The 16,436-nt window shown below is 69.9% G+C and carries 10 protein-coding genes; 2 read left to right on the top strand and 8 right to left on the bottom strand.

Translation table 11 applies throughout. From position 1 onward, the window contains the following. Positions 1–3: 3 nt before the first annotated feature. The 7 genes from AB7F93_RS12805 to purB form a co-directional block, all read right to left on the bottom strand. Complete coding sequence (locus tag AB7F93_RS12805) at positions 4–810, bottom strand: lipase family protein (RefSeq protein WP_428303304.1); 807 nt, start codon at positions 808–810, stop codon at positions 4–6. Then, positions 794–2,356, bottom strand: a complete 1,563-nt coding sequence (locus AB7F93_RS12800; protein WP_428303303.1) for a hypothetical protein — start codon at positions 2,354–2,356, stop codon at positions 794–796. Before AB7F93_RS12800 ends, AB7F93_RS12805 begins: the two co-directional genes overlap by 17 nt. 36 nt (positions 2,357–2,392) lie before the next feature. Next, positions 2,393–3,265: a hypothetical protein gene (locus AB7F93_RS12795; RefSeq protein WP_428303302.1), complete on the bottom strand. Its 873-nt coding sequence runs from the start codon at positions 3,263–3,265 to the stop codon at positions 2,393–2,395. Between the two features lie 10 nt (positions 3,266–3,275). Next, complete coding sequence (locus AB7F93_RS12790; RefSeq protein ID WP_428303301.1) at positions 3,276–5,852, bottom strand: cytochrome c; 2,577 nt, start codon at positions 5,850–5,852, stop codon at positions 3,276–3,278. 56 nt (positions 5,853–5,908) lie between these two features. Continuing rightward, positions 5,909–8,527, bottom strand: a complete 2,619-nt coding sequence (locus AB7F93_RS12785) for a hypothetical protein (protein ID WP_428303300.1) — start codon at positions 8,525–8,527, stop codon at positions 5,909–5,911. Between the two features lie 181 nt (positions 8,528–8,708). After that, positions 8,709–9,176 carry a hypothetical protein gene (locus AB7F93_RS12780; RefSeq protein WP_428303299.1) on the bottom strand — a complete coding sequence of 156 codons (468 nt, stop codon included), beginning with the start codon at positions 9,174–9,176 and terminating at the stop codon, positions 8,709–8,711. A 3-nt stretch (positions 9,177–9,179) separates the two neighbouring features. Then, positions 9,180–10,547: an adenylosuccinate lyase gene (gene purB, locus AB7F93_RS12775; RefSeq protein ID WP_428303298.1), complete on the bottom strand. Its 1,368-nt coding sequence runs from the start codon at positions 10,545–10,547 to the stop codon at positions 9,180–9,182. Between the two features lie 163 nt (positions 10,548–10,710). On the opposite strand from purB, the gene acnA reads away from it, so the two are divergent. Continuing rightward, positions 10,711–13,407, top strand: coding sequence for an aconitate hydratase AcnA (gene acnA / locus AB7F93_RS12770; protein WP_428303297.1), 2,697 nt, complete (start codon positions 10,711–10,713; stop codon positions 13,405–13,407). A 14-nt stretch (positions 13,408–13,421) separates the two neighbouring features. Next, positions 13,422–14,885 (top strand): TonB-dependent receptor, encoded by a 1,464-nt coding sequence (locus tag AB7F93_RS12765; protein WP_428303296.1) that lies wholly within the window; start codon positions 13,422–13,424, stop codon positions 14,883–14,885. A 28-nt stretch (positions 14,886–14,913) separates the two neighbouring features. Here the strand turns inward: AB7F93_RS12765 and AB7F93_RS12760 are convergent, their stop codons facing one another. Further along, positions 14,914–16,236 (bottom strand): OmpP1/FadL family transporter, encoded by a 1,323-nt coding sequence (locus tag AB7F93_RS12760; RefSeq protein WP_428303295.1) that lies wholly within the window; start codon positions 16,234–16,236, stop codon positions 14,914–14,916. Between the last annotated feature and the right edge of the window lie 200 nt (positions 16,237–16,436).

The following is a 16,436-nucleotide window of genomic DNA, read 5'->3' as shown; positions in this document are numbered from 1 at the left end:
TGATCAGAACGGCTGCGCCGCGCGGTTCTTCTCGCACTGCTTCACGTACCGGTCCATGGAATGCGCCTTGATGCCGGCAAGGCCGGGCCGGCCAAGGTCGGCAATGTGCGCCTGCACGTGATTCAGGAACCGGCTCCACCAGCCGGGGTCGGTTTGCAGCTTGCCCTTGTCGTCGAAGTAGACGAGCTTGCCGGCGTGCGAGTAGCCCATCTCGCGCAGCGGCACGCGGGTGACGAGGTCCGCGTTGTTCACGAAGCGGAAGTTGCGGGCGCCGAAATCCTGGTTGAAGGTGCGCTCGAAATCGCGGTCGCCGGTGCGCGGCGCGCCGAAGGTGTACAGGCCGTGCACCGGTTTGTCCGCCTCGCGCCAGTGCGCGCAGGCGAGTGTCCCGAGCGCGGCGCCCAGGCTGTGGCCGGTGACCCATAGCGACTGGCCCTGGTCCTGAAATTCGGCCACGCAGGCACCGAGCGTGTCCCACACGTGCGCCAGCGCGCGCTGAAAGCCGTCGTGTACCCGGCCGAACGGCCCCGGCACCAGGTCAACGTCGAGATCACTCATCCAGTCCTGGAGCTTGGCGGGCTCGGTGCCGCGAAAGGCGACCACCACCGCGCTCGCGTTGCCCATGACCAGACACTGGGTTTCCCGGGCGTCGATGGGCCTCGCCTTGGGAAAGCCCCACTTGGCCGCCTGCGCGATGCACGCGGCTGCATCCTGGGTGTAAGCAAGGCGCGCAGCGTGGGCGAGCGCGACTGCGTTCTCGCCGTGGTAGCGCGCGGTGAGGGGATCGAAGCGGTCAAAGGGCAGGGGCATGGGCGTGCTCCGGTGTGGACGGCATGTCGGCGTAGGGCAGGCAGCCGCGCAGGCTGGCGTAGGGCTGGCGCAGCACGGCGTGCGGATCGCCGCCCTGGCGGGTGATGCGCGCGGCGAGGTCTTCGCGCAGCGCCGTGAAATCGGGGGATGTCAGCCAGCCCGCCGGCGCGGTGCCGACCATCGCGGGCGGCGGCATGGGCGCCACGGGTTGCTCGGCCTCGGGCCGGTTGGCCTGGTCAAGCCGTGCGTACATGCGCTCGGCGCAGTGGTCGATGCGGGTTTCGACCTGTGCCGGATCGCCGTGCAGAAAATTCGGCGGGTGGGCGAGTGCGGTGTCGTGGCACAGCGCGCAGCGGCGGGCGTAGACGCCGAGTGCGGGATCGTCCCGCGCGGCGGACGCGGGTTCCGCACGGGGCGCGGGCATCGTGTGCCCGGGCTCGGCGATGGCGATGCCCAGTTCGGCCGCCAGCGCGTGGCCGAGAGCGGCGCTGAACGTATCCGCCGCGAACGCGCCGCGCGCGTGCAGGCGGTCCAGCGCGGCGGCGCGGCGTGCCGGTGGGACGGCGCGCAGGCGCTCGACAAGCGCGCTGTCGATCAGCCCCGCAAGCCCCACCACGAAGGCGGTGACATCCGCCGTGCGCCACACGGCGAGCGGCGGGCGCAGCCGGAGCGGATCCTGTGCGGGATCGGGCAGCGGGAAGAACGGGTCGCGGTTCGGCAGATCGGCGTTCGGGATCGGCAGGCCCTGCGGCCAGCGCGCGGCCCAGGCGCGGGCGAGCGCTGGCAGGGCGTCGCCGGCCGGCAGGGTGCGGTCGGTCGCATAGTCGAGCGCGGCGGCAAACGCGTCGCGCCGGCACGGGTCGCCGGCCGTGCCTTCGCCATCGGCCCCGCAGCCGTCCCGCCACAGCGTCTGCCACACCGCGAACAGGTTGGCGCGGTCGGTGGCGGCATCGATCAGGTAGGCGATGTCGGTGCCGGTGATCTTCACGGCATAGAAATCGCGCTCGCTTTCGCGCAGCCGCGTGGCGATGGCCGGATTGGCCGGCGTCTCGTCCCACAGCGGGCGGGCGAAGATGGGCGCCGCGTTCTGGTGGCAGGCGAGGCACAGCGCGCGCCGCGCGTAGCTGACCTGCGGCGTCTTGCCGGGCGCGTAATCGCGCACGATCTGGAATTCGAAACGCCCGGCGGCGTCGTTGTAGCTGATGACCTCGACCACCTCGCCCTTTTCCTGAAAGCCCAGAAACAGGCGGTCCCGCAGCGGCGCGAAGCCCGGCCGGTTGGCGCCATCGGCGGCCGCCACCACGCGCGGAAAGCGAAAGAAATCCGGCGCGGCGGCGTCGCGTTGCAGCGAGCGGCCGTGGGGGATCAGCGTGACTTTCAGCGCCGGCAGGCCGCCCGGCTCGGGCTGCATCTGCGCGGTGATGGCAGCCAGCAGGCGCGGCAGCGGGTAGGGCACAGGCCGGTCGCCGATCAGTTCGTCGAAGCGCGAGTGGCCGACCGGCGGCAGGTCGGGATCGGCGCGGGCGACGAGGGCGGTACTCAGCACGGCGGCGGCCAGCGTCGTCCAGGCGCGCTTCACGAGCTAGCGGGCGGCCGCCACCCGCGTCTGCGTGCCCTGCCAGCAGTCGTCGGTGACCTTGCCGGCCAGGAAGTCCGCCCGCCCGGCCTTGTCGAGCGCCTTGTTGTGGAGCACAAAGTTCAACCCGAACGCGTGGTCCATGTAGGCGCGGCCGAGGTACAGGCCGGGGCGGATCATGCGGATCTCGTCCCGCACGCGCAGGCCCCGCCGGCCGGCGAGAAAGTCCGGCCGCTCGCGGTAGCCGGGCAGCTCGTCGGTGAAGGCGTAGTCGATGATGATGGACTCGCGGCGCGAGTCGATCAGGCTCTGCCCGCAGTACAGCTTGGCCGGGAACAGCAGCCAGGCGTCCTTGCCGTCGACGTCGATCCTGGCGATGTCGCCCGCGCCGATCACCGGGCGCAGCACGGCCAGGTCCTGGATGCGGTTACGCAGCACCTTCTGGTCGCGGTAGAACACCTTGCCCTTCCACAGCGCCTCGCCGAGCGTCTCCAGCGTCTTGCCCTTGAAGTCGACGGCGAGCCCCTTGAAGCCGCCGACGATCTCGGCCACGCGCAGCCGCCCCGAGCTGCCGCGCGGGAACACGATCTCGCCTTCAAAAGCGCCGTCCGGGATCGGCCCCGAGGCGAGGCGCGCGTAGAGCTGATCGAGTTGTTCCTGATCGAGCCCGGCGAGATACCGCGGCGTGACCTTGGCGAGTTCCGCCGCCGGGATGGGGTGCGCGTACTCCACGTGGGCGAGATCCGGCTTGGCGGCGTAGCCCTCGCCGTAGGGCGCGTAGGCGATGTCGGGCTTCTTGGCGAACAGATCGCCGAGGCGGTCGCAGCCGGACAAGGTCAGTGCGGCGGCGATGACGAGCAGCAGGTGCGGCGTTTTCATGGCGGCCTCCTTACAGGGTCGCGAGGAACGCGATCAGCGCGTTCTTGTCGGTGTCGGACAGGTCCTCGCCGAAGCGGTGGCCGTCGTTCTCGATCTCGGCGGTGCAGGACGAGTACACCTGCCACAGCGCCGGCGTGCGGGCGCGGGCTTCCTTGACCACCTCCACCAGCCGGTCGGGGTCGGCCACGATGGCCTTGCCGACGGTCTGCATCTCGGCCGCGAGCTGTTTTGCCTGATCCGCAGGGACGACTCCCGCGAGGCGTTTTTCGAGCGCCGCCGGATCGAGCTTGGCCTGCACCAGGTCGACGATGAACGCCTTGTGGCGGAAGTTGCCGACGTTGCCGGCGGTGGCCCCGGCCGGCACGCGCACGGTGAAGCCGACCAGGCGCTTTTCCTCGGTGCCGTCGAAGATGCGCGGGCCGATGTCGAGCACGATGTCCTGGTCCACCTTGGTGGCCTTCGGGATGCGCTGGGCGGGGGTCAGCAGCTCGCGCATCGAGGCGACGTACAGCTTGAAGCGCCCGTCGACGGAGGGGTCGTAGGCCCAGCAGGCGGGCTGCCGGTCGGCGGCCAGCGGCGGCAGGCCGGGCTGGCTCGCGTCGACGTAGCTCGACCGGTACAGCTCGTTCGGGTTCGACTTGTCGCCGCCCCAGCCGCACAGCTCCGGCCCCACCGCGTTGTTGTGCAGGAAGGGCGCGTGTGCCCAGGCGTTCAGCAGCGAGACGTTGCGGTAGTAGCCGCGCCCGCCGTCGTGCGGTTCAAGAATGCCGGACACGGGCTTGCGGCCGTGGTAGTCGGCATCCGCGAACTGCTCCCACACGTGGCCCTGCAGGTGGTTGGAGTGCAGCGCCCGGCAGCGATAGGTGCCGATCTCGGTGACCGGCGTCGGCACGTCGTTGCCGAGCCAGTCGGCACGCAGGCCGGTGGCGGCGTCGAGCGCGCGGAAGTCGACCGCCTCGAACGGCGGCTTGCCGCTGGAGTGGCACTGCGCGCAGTTGGTGGCGAACACCTGCTGGCCGCGCGCCACGGCACCGGCGCCGAATTCCTGTTCGAGATCCGCGACCAGGTTCTCCGGCGCGTAGGGCGCGCCGCTGGTGTTGGCGCGCGCCTGGTGCAGATCCCGGGCCTGGCCCTCGGGCGCGGTCAGGAAGAAATCGAGCAGGTTCGGCAGGCGGTCCTCGATGGCGCGAAAGTTCGGGCAGTCGCGCCGGCACTGGCCGATGTCGAACGGCGTCTGGCCGTAGTTGCGCCCGTTCGGGTCCATCTGGCGCAGGTCGGTCAGGTGGTTCAGCCAGCACTGCTCGGCGCAGGAACCGATGTTGAAGTACACGCGCTGGATGGCGCCGAGCGCGCCGATGGAATCGCTGCCGTCCTTCAGGATGTGGTGCACGGTTTCGGTGGTGACTTTCTTCTCCCAGCACTTGCCGGGCTTGCCGGGCTCGCACCAGCAGGCTGTCTCCGCGGCACCGGCCGCGCACGCGGCGACCTTGTGCCAGCGGTTCACGGACTCACCGGCAAAGGTCGGCCGCTGCGCGGTGTTGATCAGCGCGTTGATGGTGCCGGCATTGTTCACCTGGTCGTTGGGGATGGCCGAGGTGTCGGACGTGCCGGGCCGGGCGTGGGCGAAGGTCTGCCACAGCAGGTCGTCGTGCGGCATGCCGGAGATGAGGATCTCCGAGATGCGGATGTACTGGTTGCCGACCAGGCCGGAGAGGTTCTCCCACTGCGGATGTGCTGGGTCGGCGGGCGGTTTGGCGGGATCGAACGCGACGTGGCAGGACGCGCAGGCGGTGCCGATCAGAAACGGCGGCTCGACCGAGCCGTCGGCGAGCTTGCGCATGCGGTAGTCGCTGCGCTTCGGGTCGTCGGACAGGCGCCGGTCGTAGCCCTCCCAGGTGCCGAGGCTGCCGTTCAGCTTTTTCCACGCCGCCGCATCGAAGCGCGGGTTCGGAAACTTGCGAAAGCCGATCGCGCCGGTCGAGGTGCCGAAGGCGAGGTTGCAACGGTCCTCGCGGCCCGTGCGGTGGCCTTCGGGGTCGGCATCGGCGGCCGCGGCGTCGTCAAAATCGCAGGCCGGGTCGCGGTAGCCCGGCTTGCCGACGTGGGCCAGCAACTGATCGTCGCCCGGGCACCAGTCGAAGCCGTAGGTCTCTTCGTAGCTTTTCGCCGGGCAGCCGGCCGACCCCGGCGTGCAGCAACCGGGGTCGTTGATCAGGCCCCAGGTTCTGAAGCGCTCGTCGCGGCGATCGCCACGCAGCACGTGGAACCAGTCGATCAGCGCCGTCACGCGCTGCTGGAAGGTGTAGGTGTGAAAGCGGGCGTTGCCGGCGGTGGCCTTGAACCAGATCTCCCGCCCGGCGCGGGCGGAGGGCGACAGGCCGGCCTCGGCGGCGTGAAAGCCGGCGTCGGTGTAGTTGGGCGTCGGTGCAGCGGTGGCGTCGCCCGCCGCAGTGGTATCGAGCGCGGGCGCTGGTTCCTGCGCTGGTTCCTGCGCTGGGGCCCCTGGCGGTGTGAGCGCGGCGCCCAGGCCGAGCAGGGCGAGCATGAGCAAGGCGCCGAAGCGGCCGAAGCGGTTTGCTGTGTGCATGGGGCTCTCCCGTGTACGACTGGGCCGCGCCGCGCGGCGTGGAAAAATTACCGGTATCAGGGGCTCCGCGGTTGGCGTTCGCGCAACAGTTCACAAATCGCCTGAAGCGGCAGACCGCTTGCCGCGCCGGCCGCGGCCCGTCGCGCGGCTTCCTCGCGTGCCGACGCCAGTACGCTGCGCCCGATGTGGTGGCCGAGCTTGCGGTAGCTCTCGAACTGCGACTCGTCGAACCACTGGTCGGCGGTCGACTCGTGCGGGAACTGCGAATGCGCGGCCTGGTAGTTGGCGAGATCCGCCGGCTCGCCGCCGATCAGGTTCGGCTTGATGTAGAGCAGATCGGCGGCGGGCGCGTCCGGGTAGTGGACGCGGCCGAGCGCGAAATACGCGCGCTTCATGCCGCTGGTGTCGATGTCGATGGTGACGCCGAAGTCCGCGTAGCACTTGCGAATCGCGTTGCCGAGATCGTCGAACCGGCCGTCGGCATCCTGCCCGGCATCGATGGCGACGATGCAGGCGCAGCGGCGGCGCACCAGCTCGTAGATACCGAGGTTCTCGAAGTGGCCGCCGTCGGACAGGTACACGAACGGCGAGCCGAGGTCCGTCTGCCCGAACAGCTCGCGCAGCAGGTAGCCGCCGCCGAACAGCGGGTCGTGCTGCGTCCAGGTGGCGTCATTGGCGGGGTTCGGGCTCCAGTGACCCAGGCGCACGTTGAACACGGTCATCAGAAACGTGAGCGCGGGCGAGCTGTGGTAGCCCATGTTGGGCGAGGCGGCGGCGCCCGAGATGGCCATCGCCGAGCCGATCCACACGCCATCCATGTACTGCGCCGTCGGGCGGTAGTGCTCGATACGGGTGTGGTTCGCGTCCGGCAGATTGAGGCCGTAGCCGCAGGCGAGCGGCGTGAAGGCGAAGGCGGCGGCACGCCGGTCCTGCCAGGCGAGCTGCTTGCCGCCCACCAGGTTCATGGCGGTGTTGTGGATGGGGTAGGGGCGTTGGCACTGGGGGTGTCCCGGCACGCCTTCGGCCAGTGAGGCGAGCCGGCGGTCGTCCCGATGGTCAAAGCCGGTAAACGGGTGCGGCGTGCGCCGGGCGGCGCGGGATGCGCCCAGATAACACCGCACCAGCCGCTGCCGGTAGAAGTGGTAAATCGAGAACAGGTTGACGTCGATGCGCCGGGCGAGCCCAGCGGCGAGCAGCCAGCTGCCGACGAAAAGCGCCGCCAAGGCGCGGATGTCGATCTGCCCGTCATGGACCGCCACCTGGCGCAGCACCTCGACAAGGCCGCCACCCGGTGGGGCGTCGACGCAGCCCGCGCACAGCGCCGGGTGTACCAGCAGCGCGTGCAGCGCCCACGCCAGCAGCCCGAGCAGGCCGATGATGAAGACGTGCGGCGTGAGCTTGGCGAGCGTGTCGCGCCAGGTCTCGCGCCGATCGCCGGCGGTCTTCGGGCTGCGCCCGAGCACGATGCCGGCGCCGGTCGACAGCAGCCAGCCGATGCCGCCCGCGCTCGACCAGGCGCCGGGCGCCCAGGCGAATACCACCGGCGCCAGGAACACGATGCCGAACACCCCCACCCACACGGCGGCGGCGATCAGCACCCAGCCGCCGAGCCGCGACCACCACTCCCGCGTGTTGTGGGAAAACCGCCGCCCCATCAGGCCGACGTGGGCGACCACGGTGAGCGAGTAGACCAGCAGCACCTGCGCCGTGAGCAGCGTGCTGGCGATCCACGCCCCGTTGTAGCCGCTGTCCCAGGCGGCGAGCGCGGCCGCGGTCTTTGCGGTCAGCAGCAGCAACAGGCCGCCGAGTGCCCCCGCGAGTGCCGCGTAGGCGGCCATCTCAAGCAGGCGCGCGGGTGCAAATGCTTCCCGCGCCTGCCCCGCCAGGCGGCGGCCGAACACCCATCCGACCGCCCACGGCGCGAGGTAAATCACGGCGCCGATGACGATCCAGATGACCGGATCGAGCGCGGCGAGCGACCCGGCGCCGGCAAAAAGGCCATACGCAACCAGCCACGCCGACAGCACCAGCGGCGCCACCACCAGGCCGAGCACGCCCGCCTGGCGCGCATAAAACGGCCGCGTAATGGCGGCCCCGGCGCCAAGATTGACGCTGGCCACCCCCATGGCGAGGCCGACCAGCCCTGCGGCCAGCCCGAACAGCAGGCCAACAGGCGCGTCCGCGTCGACCCCGCTCGTCGGCCGCACGCACCACAGCAGCAGGCGCGGGATCAGCAGCAGCCCGCCGAGCGCGAGCACCAGCAGCGTGAGATTCAGGTACAGGTTGCGCAGAAAGGTGGCGACCGCGCTCAGCGTGTCGGCCGACAGCAGGCTCGCCCGCGGCGTCAGGTAATTGCTGTAGCTGCGCAGGAATCCGATCGCCGCGTCCTCGTCCCCGCCGGTGCGCAGCTGCGGCTCCGCGTCCTCGACCCGCCCGTGGCACTGGCGGCGAATGAATGCCGACAGCCAGCCGCCGATATAGCCACCGCCGGACACGCACGACAGGTAATCGAACTGCCGCAGCAGGCGCAGTTCGGACAGGGCCTGGATGATGCCGAGGTTGAAGGTGGCGCTGCGGATGCCGCCGCCGGAGAAGGCAAGGCCGGTCAGTGGCCGGTCCGGGCCCAATGCCTGACCGTCGGGTTCGCGAATCGCCGCGCGTTCGTTGCGGAGCACTTCGCTCCACGGCTGCGACCTGGTCGATTCTTCCATCCACCACCCCCGGGTGCCGTGTCGGCGCAGGGACGACGGCACGCGCCGAGTCAGTCCGTGGGCACGCTAGCAATCGCCGGGCGAGGCTGTCAATGCACCCACGTGGGGGGTGGCGTTCAGGTGAAAATCGCGGCGCGGTTGCGGCTCAGGGCGGGGCGGCGCGTGGCAGCGACGCGCAGTAGCCGTCGATGATGGCCGGCACGCGGGCCGCATTCTGGTCGTAGATCAGCGCGTAGTGGGTCTTGCCGAGCAGCAGCCACAGCGGCGGGTCGTCCGTGCCGTGGCGCAAAATTTCGAGCCCGCAGCGCAGTTCACGGGTCTTCAGCGTGGCGCGCGCGTAGTCGAGGTAGCCGGTCTTCAGCTCCGAGCGCGGGCCGAGGCGCAGCGCGCCGGACTCGCCCTGGAACAGGGTTTTCTTGCCGAGCGCATTGCCGTCGAACACGTAACCGGCCGGCAGCGTCAGCACGCCGTCAAACAGGCGCACGACCACGTTGCCGGGCACGGTGACCGGCGCCGGGCAGGGCGCGGGCGCGCTGCTCACCGGCGCCGGTGCCTGCGTGGTGGCGCAGGCCGTGAGCAGCACCGCCATGCCGGCAACGAGAACGGCGCGCATCGCTCAGATGTCCCGCGCCAGGCGCGCGGCAAGGCCGGTGTACGTGGCCGGCGTGAGCGTCGCCAGCCGGCGCTTCTCGTCCGCCGGCAGCGGCAGGCTGTCTATGAAGGCGGCCAGCGTCGCGGCGTCGATGGCCTGACCGCGCGTCAGCGCCTTGAGCTGCTCGTAGGGATTCTCGACACCGTGGCGGCGCATGGCGGTCTGGATGGCCTCGGCCAGCACCTCGTGCGCGGCGTCGAGGTCGCGCGCCAGCGTGGCGGCATCGACCCTGAGCTTGCCAAGACCCTTCTGCAGCGACTGCCAGGCGAGCAGCGTGTAGCCGGCCGCCACGCCCACGTTGCGCAGCACGGTGGAGTCGGTCAGATCGCGCTGAAAGCGCGAGATCGGCAGCTTGCGCGCCAAGTGCTCCAGCAGCGCGTTCGCCACCCCCAGGTTGCCCTCGGCGTTTTCGAAGTCGATCGGGTTCACCTTGTGCGGCATGGTGGACGAACCCACCTCGCCGGCCACCACCTGCTGGCGGAAGTAGCCGAAGGACACGTAGCCCCACACGTCGCGACACAGATCGATGAGTACCGTGTTGGCGCGGGCGAGCGCATCGAACAGCTCGGCCATCCAGTCGTGCGGCTCGATCTGCGTGGTGTACGGGTTGAAGGCGAGGCCGAGCCCGGCCACCAGGCGCTCGGCCAGCGCCGGCCAGTCGACGGCGGGGTAGGCCGCAAGGTGCGCGTTGTAATTGCCGACCGCACCGTTGAATTTGCCGAGAATCTCTACCCACGCCACACCGTCGCGCTGGCGGTGCAGGCGCGCCACCACGTTGGCGAGCTCCTTGCCGAGCGTGGTCGGCGTCGCCGGCTGGCCGTGCGTGCGCGCCAGCATGGGCGCATCCGCGGCCTCGTGCGCGAGCGCGGTCAGCTTGCCGATGACCGCATCGAGCTGCGGCAGCAACACGGTTTGCCGCGTGTCGCGCAGCATCAGCGCGTAGGCGAGGTTGTTGATGTCCTCGGACGTGCAGGCAAAGTGCACGAAGCCGCGGGCGGCGGTCAGTTCCGCGTCGCCCTCGAACTGCTCGTGGATGAAGTATTCGAGCGCCTTCACGTCGTGGTTGGTGGCGCGTTCGAGTTCCTTCACGCGCGCCGCGCCGGTCTCGTCGAAGCCGGCGTCGATGGCGTCGAGCCGCGCGAGCGCGGCGGCGCTGAACGGCGGCAGTTCGGAGACCTCGGGCGTCGCCGCCAGCAGGCGCAACCAGGCGGTTTCCACCAGCAGGCGATAGCGGATCAGCCCGAACTCGCTGCACAGCGGGCGCAGCGCGACGGTCTTCTCCTGGTAGCGGCCGTCGAGCGGCGACAGGGCGGTCAGTTCAAAGGCGGACATGGGGCTCCGTATGAGCGGCTGGCACCGATTTTGCGGCGCCAAATCACGGGCCGGCGGTGGGTCGGGTTGGCTATAATTCTAGCCCGCTCGCGCCAGTCCCACGGCGCGTTTTGGCTGCGCGTCCAAGCGGCGGCAGCGTCTCTTAAGTTCACCAGGAGTCGTCATGGGTCAGTCCAAGTTTGCCGCCTGCCGTCGCACGCTGGAGCTTGCCAATGGGCAAGCGGCCACGTATTTCAGCCTGCCGGCGCTGGCGGAACTGGGCCTGGGTGACCCGAGCCGGTTGCCGTACTCGGTGAAGGTGCTGCTGGAGGCGGCATTGCGCCATCAGGACCACCCGGCGCTGGAGCCGCACCACGTGGACGCGCTGCTGGCATGGGGCAAGGGCGACCCGGACGCCGAGGTGCCGTTCATCCCCGGCCGCGTGATCCTGCAGGACTTCACCGGCGTGCCGTGCGTGGTGGACTTGGCTGCGCTGCGCAGCGCCATGGCCGCCGCCGGCAAGGATCCGACGAAGATCGAGCCGCTGGTACCGGTGGATCTCGTGATCGACCACTCGGTGCAGGTGGACTTCGCCGGCAGCGCCGACGCGCTCGCCAAGAACATCACGCTCGAATTCGAGCGCAACCGCGAGCGCTACGAGTTCCTGCGCTGGGGGCAGGCGGCGTTCGAGACGCTGAGCATCATTCCGCCGGCGGTCGGCATCGTGCACCAGGTGAATCTGGAGCACTTCGCGCGCGGCGTGCTGCGCGGCAAGGACGGCGTGCTGTACCCGGACTCGCTGGTCGGTACCGATTCGCACACCACCATGATCAACGGCCTCGGCATCGTCGGCTGGGGTGTAGGCGGCATCGAGGCCGAGGCCTGCATGCTGGGCCAGCCGATTTATCTGAAGATGCCGCAGGTGGTGGGCGTGCGCCTGACCGGCAAGCTGCAGGACGGCGTGACGGCCACCGACCTCACGCTGACGCTGGTGCAGATGCTGCGCAAGTTCGGCGTGGTCGAGAAGTTCGTCGAATTCTTCGGGCCGGGTCTTGACGTGCTGCCGCTGGCCGACCGCGCCACCATCGCCAACATGGGCCCGGAGTACGGCGCCACGATCGGCTTCTTCCCGGTCGATGCGGAGGCGATCCGGTATCTGAAGAACACCGGCCGCCCGGCGGACGTGCTGGATGAGGTGGAGCGCTACTACCGCGCGCAGGGCATGTTCCGCACCGAGGGCAGCGCCGAGCCCGAATTCACCACCGTGCTCGAACTCGACATGAGCACGGTGGAGCCGAGCCTTGCCGGCCCCAAGCGCCCGCACGACCGCGTGGGACTGTCCAAGGTGAAGGAGAGCTTCCTGTCCGCGCTGGAGGCGCCGGTGGACAAGGACGGCTTCGGCGTGCCGGCCGATCAGATCGGCGCGAGCGCGCCCGTGGCCGGCACCGGCGAGACGCTGCGCCACGGCGCCGTGACCATCGCCGCGATCACCTCCTGCACCAACACCTCGAACCCGTCGGTGATGGTCGGCGCGGGCCTGGTGGCGAAGAAGGCCGCCGCGCGCGGCCTGCGCGTGCCGGCTTACGTGAAGACCAGCCTTGCGCCCGGCTCGCGGGTGGTGAACGCCTACCTCGAACGCGCGGGCCTGCTCGGGCCGCTCAACACGCTGCGCTTCAACATCGTCGGTTACGGCTGCACCACCTGCATCGGCAACTCGGGCCCGCTCGACGAGCCGGTGGTGGACGCCATCAACGCCCGCAACCTGGTGGCCGCGGCCGTGTTGTCCGGCAACCGCAACTTCGAGGGCCGCGTGAGCCCGCACACGCGTGCCAACTACCTGGCCTCGCCGCCGCTGGTGGTGGCCTACGCGCTGGCCGGGCGGGTGGACATTGACTTCGACGCCGAGCCGATCGGCACCGGCAGCGACGGCAAGGCGGTGTACCTGCGCGACATCTGGCCGTCGAGCGCCGAGGTGGCCGACGCGATGGCGGCGGCCAGCGACCCCGCGCTGTACCGGCAGGAATACGGCAACGTGGCGCAGAGCAACCCGGACTGGAACGCCATCGCCACCGACACCGGCTCGGCCGTCTACAAGTGGCGTGGCGATTCCACGTACATCCAACACCCGCCGTACTTCGAGAACTTCCCGGCCCGCCCGGCGCCGATCGCGCCGCTGGCCGCCGCCAGGGCGCTGCTGGTGCTCGGCGATTTCGTCACCACCGACCACATCTCGCCGGCCGGCAACATCGCGGCGAACTCGCCCGCGGCGCGGTATCTGACCGAGCACGGCGTGCAGAAGGCGGACTTCAACAGCTACGGCTCGCGCCGCGGCAACGACCGCGTGATGACGCGCGGCACGTTTGCCAACATTCGCCTCAAGAACGCGCTGGTCGCCCCCAAGGAAGGCGGCTGGACGAAGTACCTGCCGTCCGGCGAGGAGCTGTCCGTGTACGACGCCGCCATGCGCTACCGGCAGGACGGCACGCCGCTGATCGTGCTGGCCGGCAAGCTGTACGGCGCCGGTTCGTCCCGCGACTGGGCGGCCAAGGGCACCTTCCTGCTCGGCGTGCGGGCGGTGCTGGCCGAGAGCTTCGAGCGCATCCACCGCTCGAACCTGATCGGCATGGGCGTGCTGCCGCTGCGCTTCAAGGACGGCGACAGCGTGGCCTCGCTGGGCCTGACCGGCGAGGAGACCTTCTCGCTGCCGAGGCTCGGTGACGACCTCAAGCCCGGGCAGGTGCTGACGCTGCGCGCGCAAACGGCGACCGGCGTGCGCGACATCGAGGTCGTGGCCGGCATCGACACGCCGATCGAGGTCGAGTACTACCGTCACGGCGGCATCCTGAACTACGTGCTGCGGCAGTTCATGGCCGCCGCCTGAGTCCGCACGCCGTCATGGACGACCTGCCCCCAGGCTCGCACGCGACCCCGGCGCTGCTCATGGAAGCGCCGGGCGCCTTGCAAAAGGCGCTTGCTGTCAACCTGCACCCGGCGCAGTACGGCAGCATTGTCGAGATCGGCGCGGGGCAGGAGACGGCGCGTTATTTCTTTCGCGCCGGCGGCGCGGCCGGCACGGTCGCCAAGACCATGTCGGCCTACGACATGACCTTCTCGGACGCCATCTACGGCCGCGCGCCGGGTGGGCGCTATGTGAGCCGGGCGCGCCTGGGGCGCATGCTGGAGCACGAATTCGGGTTGCTCATCGAGCGTCTCGAAGGTCGGCGTGAGTCCGAGACCACGTTCTTCGCCTACGCGGCGACCGTCGCCGCACAGGGTTACAAGCGTCGCAGCGAATGCCACGGCTGGATCGGCGTGCGGATGCAGCTCGTGCCGGGCGGCCCGCCGCACGACATCGTGCTGCACGTGCGCATGCTGGATCACGACGCCCGCGCCCAGCAGGAGGCGCTCGGTATCCTCGGCGTGAACCTGATCTACGGCGCCTTCAACCACGCCGATTCGCCGGAGCGCCTCATCGAGAGTCTGGCGGACGATCTGTCCGGCGGCGCCGCGGCCGGCTCGGACCGCATCGAAATCGACATGATCGAGTTCAGCGGGCCGGCCTTTGCGCTGTGCGAAAGCCGCCTGCTGAACCTGCACCTCGTGCGCAGTTGGCTGACGCGGGCGGTGATGTTCAACCCCGACGGGCACGTCATACAGCCCGGCGAGGCGCTGCACCGCAAGGACGTGCTGGCCGTGCGCTCGAACTTCCGCCCGGTGACGCGGCGCCACGAGGACATGTTCGTGGCGGGTCTGGCGGCGTTTGGCGGCGACGCGGAAGACGTACTGCCGGTCGCCGAGATGACCATGGCCACGGTGATGGAGGACGGCGACCGGGTCGACAACGCGGATTTTCTGGCCCGCGTGGACACGCTGACCGCGCTCGGCTACCACGTGCTGGTGTCGGACTACCTGCGCTACTTCCGCCTGCGCGCGTTCCTGCGCCGCTACACGCAGGGCCGCATCGGCGTCGTGGCGCGGCTCGACAACCTGCGCGACATCTTCAACCCGGATTTCTACTCCGACCTCGAAGGCGGCATCCTCGAAGCCTTCGGGCGCCTGTTCTGCGACAAGACCTGGATGTACGTCTATCCCGGCCGCGGGGCGGACGGGCAACTCGTCACCGCCGATAATTTCGACCCGAACCCCGCCGTGCACCACATCTATCGCCACCTGCACGAAGCGGGTCGCATCCTGGCGTTGCCGGGTGTCAATCCCGCCGTGCTCGACATCGACTGGCGCGCCGTGTTGCCGGCGCTGCGCGCCAACGAGCCGGGCTGGGCCAAACAGGTGCCGCCGGTGGTGGCGGAGCTGATCCGCAACCGCGGGCTGTTCGGGTTCCCGAGCGAGGCGTCGCGCTGAGGGTGCCGCCCGGCGGGCGGACTGCCCGCTAGTACCGCGTGCTCCAGGCGAGCATCAGCATCTCGACGTGCGGGCGGATTTCCTCGCGCCCGCCGATGCCGAGGCCGGCGGTGGCGGATGGCCCGGCGTAGGGTTGTTTCTCGCTCAGGAAGTGGCCGACCGAGCCATGCAGTTCGTGCCGGTCGCCGACCTGCCACGTAAAGCCGGCGCTCACCTGACGTAGCTGGTTTGGCGCCAGCATGTTGAAACTGACCGAGTTGATATCGTCGTCGTTAGGCCGCTTGCCGTAACCGAAGCCTGCGCGCAGTGTGAGGCGTGGCGACCAGCGATAGGCCACGCCGGCCCGGTAGGTGGTCGCGTCACGCCAGTTGAAGCCGCTGCCCTGGGCGCTGCCAAGTGGCCGGCCGAGCGGGTCCGCAAGGCTGTTGAGTACGCCGTTACCCAGCGCGTTGACGCCGGCGAAGTTGATGCGCTGAACGTCGAGCGATATCAGCCAGGCGGCGTGGGGGCGCAGCGCCAGGCCGACACTGAAGTTTTCCGGCACGTCGAAACTGCCTTCGGCAAACAGGCCCTTGTACTTGTCGAAGTCCTGCATGAAGGTCCGCGTCGCGTAGGCCGCGCCGACGCTCAGCCACGGCGCGAACTCGCCGTACCAGCCGACCCGGAGGCCAAGCCCCAGCGCAAGGTCGTAGCCCTGATTGCTGACGCGGCCGGGGTACGCCGACAGCGGCGCGAAGGCTTGCAGACCGTACGCCTTGAAGCGCTGGGCCGTGATCAGCGGGGCAATGCCTATACCGTGTCGCGGATGGACGCGCCACGACACGGTCGGCGCCACCACCAGCTGTGTCAGATCGAAACCGAGCTTGCCGCAGCCGAGCAGGAAGTTGCCTGGCGCATCGCCACACGCGGCGGGGTTGGCGTTGGTGCCCGGAATGCCTGTGTCGTCCGCGTACTCCGTGTTGAGGCCGCCGTTGCCGTAGACCGTAACGCCCCACGCCAACCGGTCGGTGACCTGCCGTGCGTAGGCCCCTTCCGGAATCAGGAACAGGCTGTTGCGGCTGATGGAATGAAAGTCGTAGGGCGTTCCGGAGCCCGTGCGTTCGACACGCCGGCTCGGCATGAACAGTTCAAGCCCGGCATCGAGCCGGTTGCCTTCGAAGACGAGCTTGCCCGGATTGCTGGCGCCGGCGAACGCGTCGCCGGTCACGGCTGTGGTCGCGCCGGCCATCTGCCGGGCAATCGGCCCGTACCCCATGGCGAAGTAGCCGCCGGCGGCGAGTGCCGACCCGGGATGCATCACCGCCACCGCAGCCGCTGCCCTCATCATGGCCGGCACGAGTCGCCTCGACATTGTTCTCCTCCCCTGGCTGGGCCCGCCAGGTGCTGGCTGGCCGCTGGCGATTGTTCGCTAGCCTAACCCAAGTCGGTGATCGCGGCATCGAGGATACGCCCCCAGGTGGCGCCGTCGACTCGCCGAAACCCGTCCGGGTCGCGCGCGGCGGACGAAAACACCACGTCCGGTGTCGGCGTGCGCAGCAGTGCCAGGGACTG

It is taken from the genome of Immundisolibacter sp., assembly GCF_050250495.1.
Classification (GTDB): domain Bacteria; phylum Pseudomonadota; class Gammaproteobacteria; order Immundisolibacterales; family Immundisolibacteraceae; genus Immundisolibacter.
The sequence above is the reverse complement of the archived record's forward strand: the minus strand, read 5'-3'. Positions and strand labels throughout refer to the sequence as shown.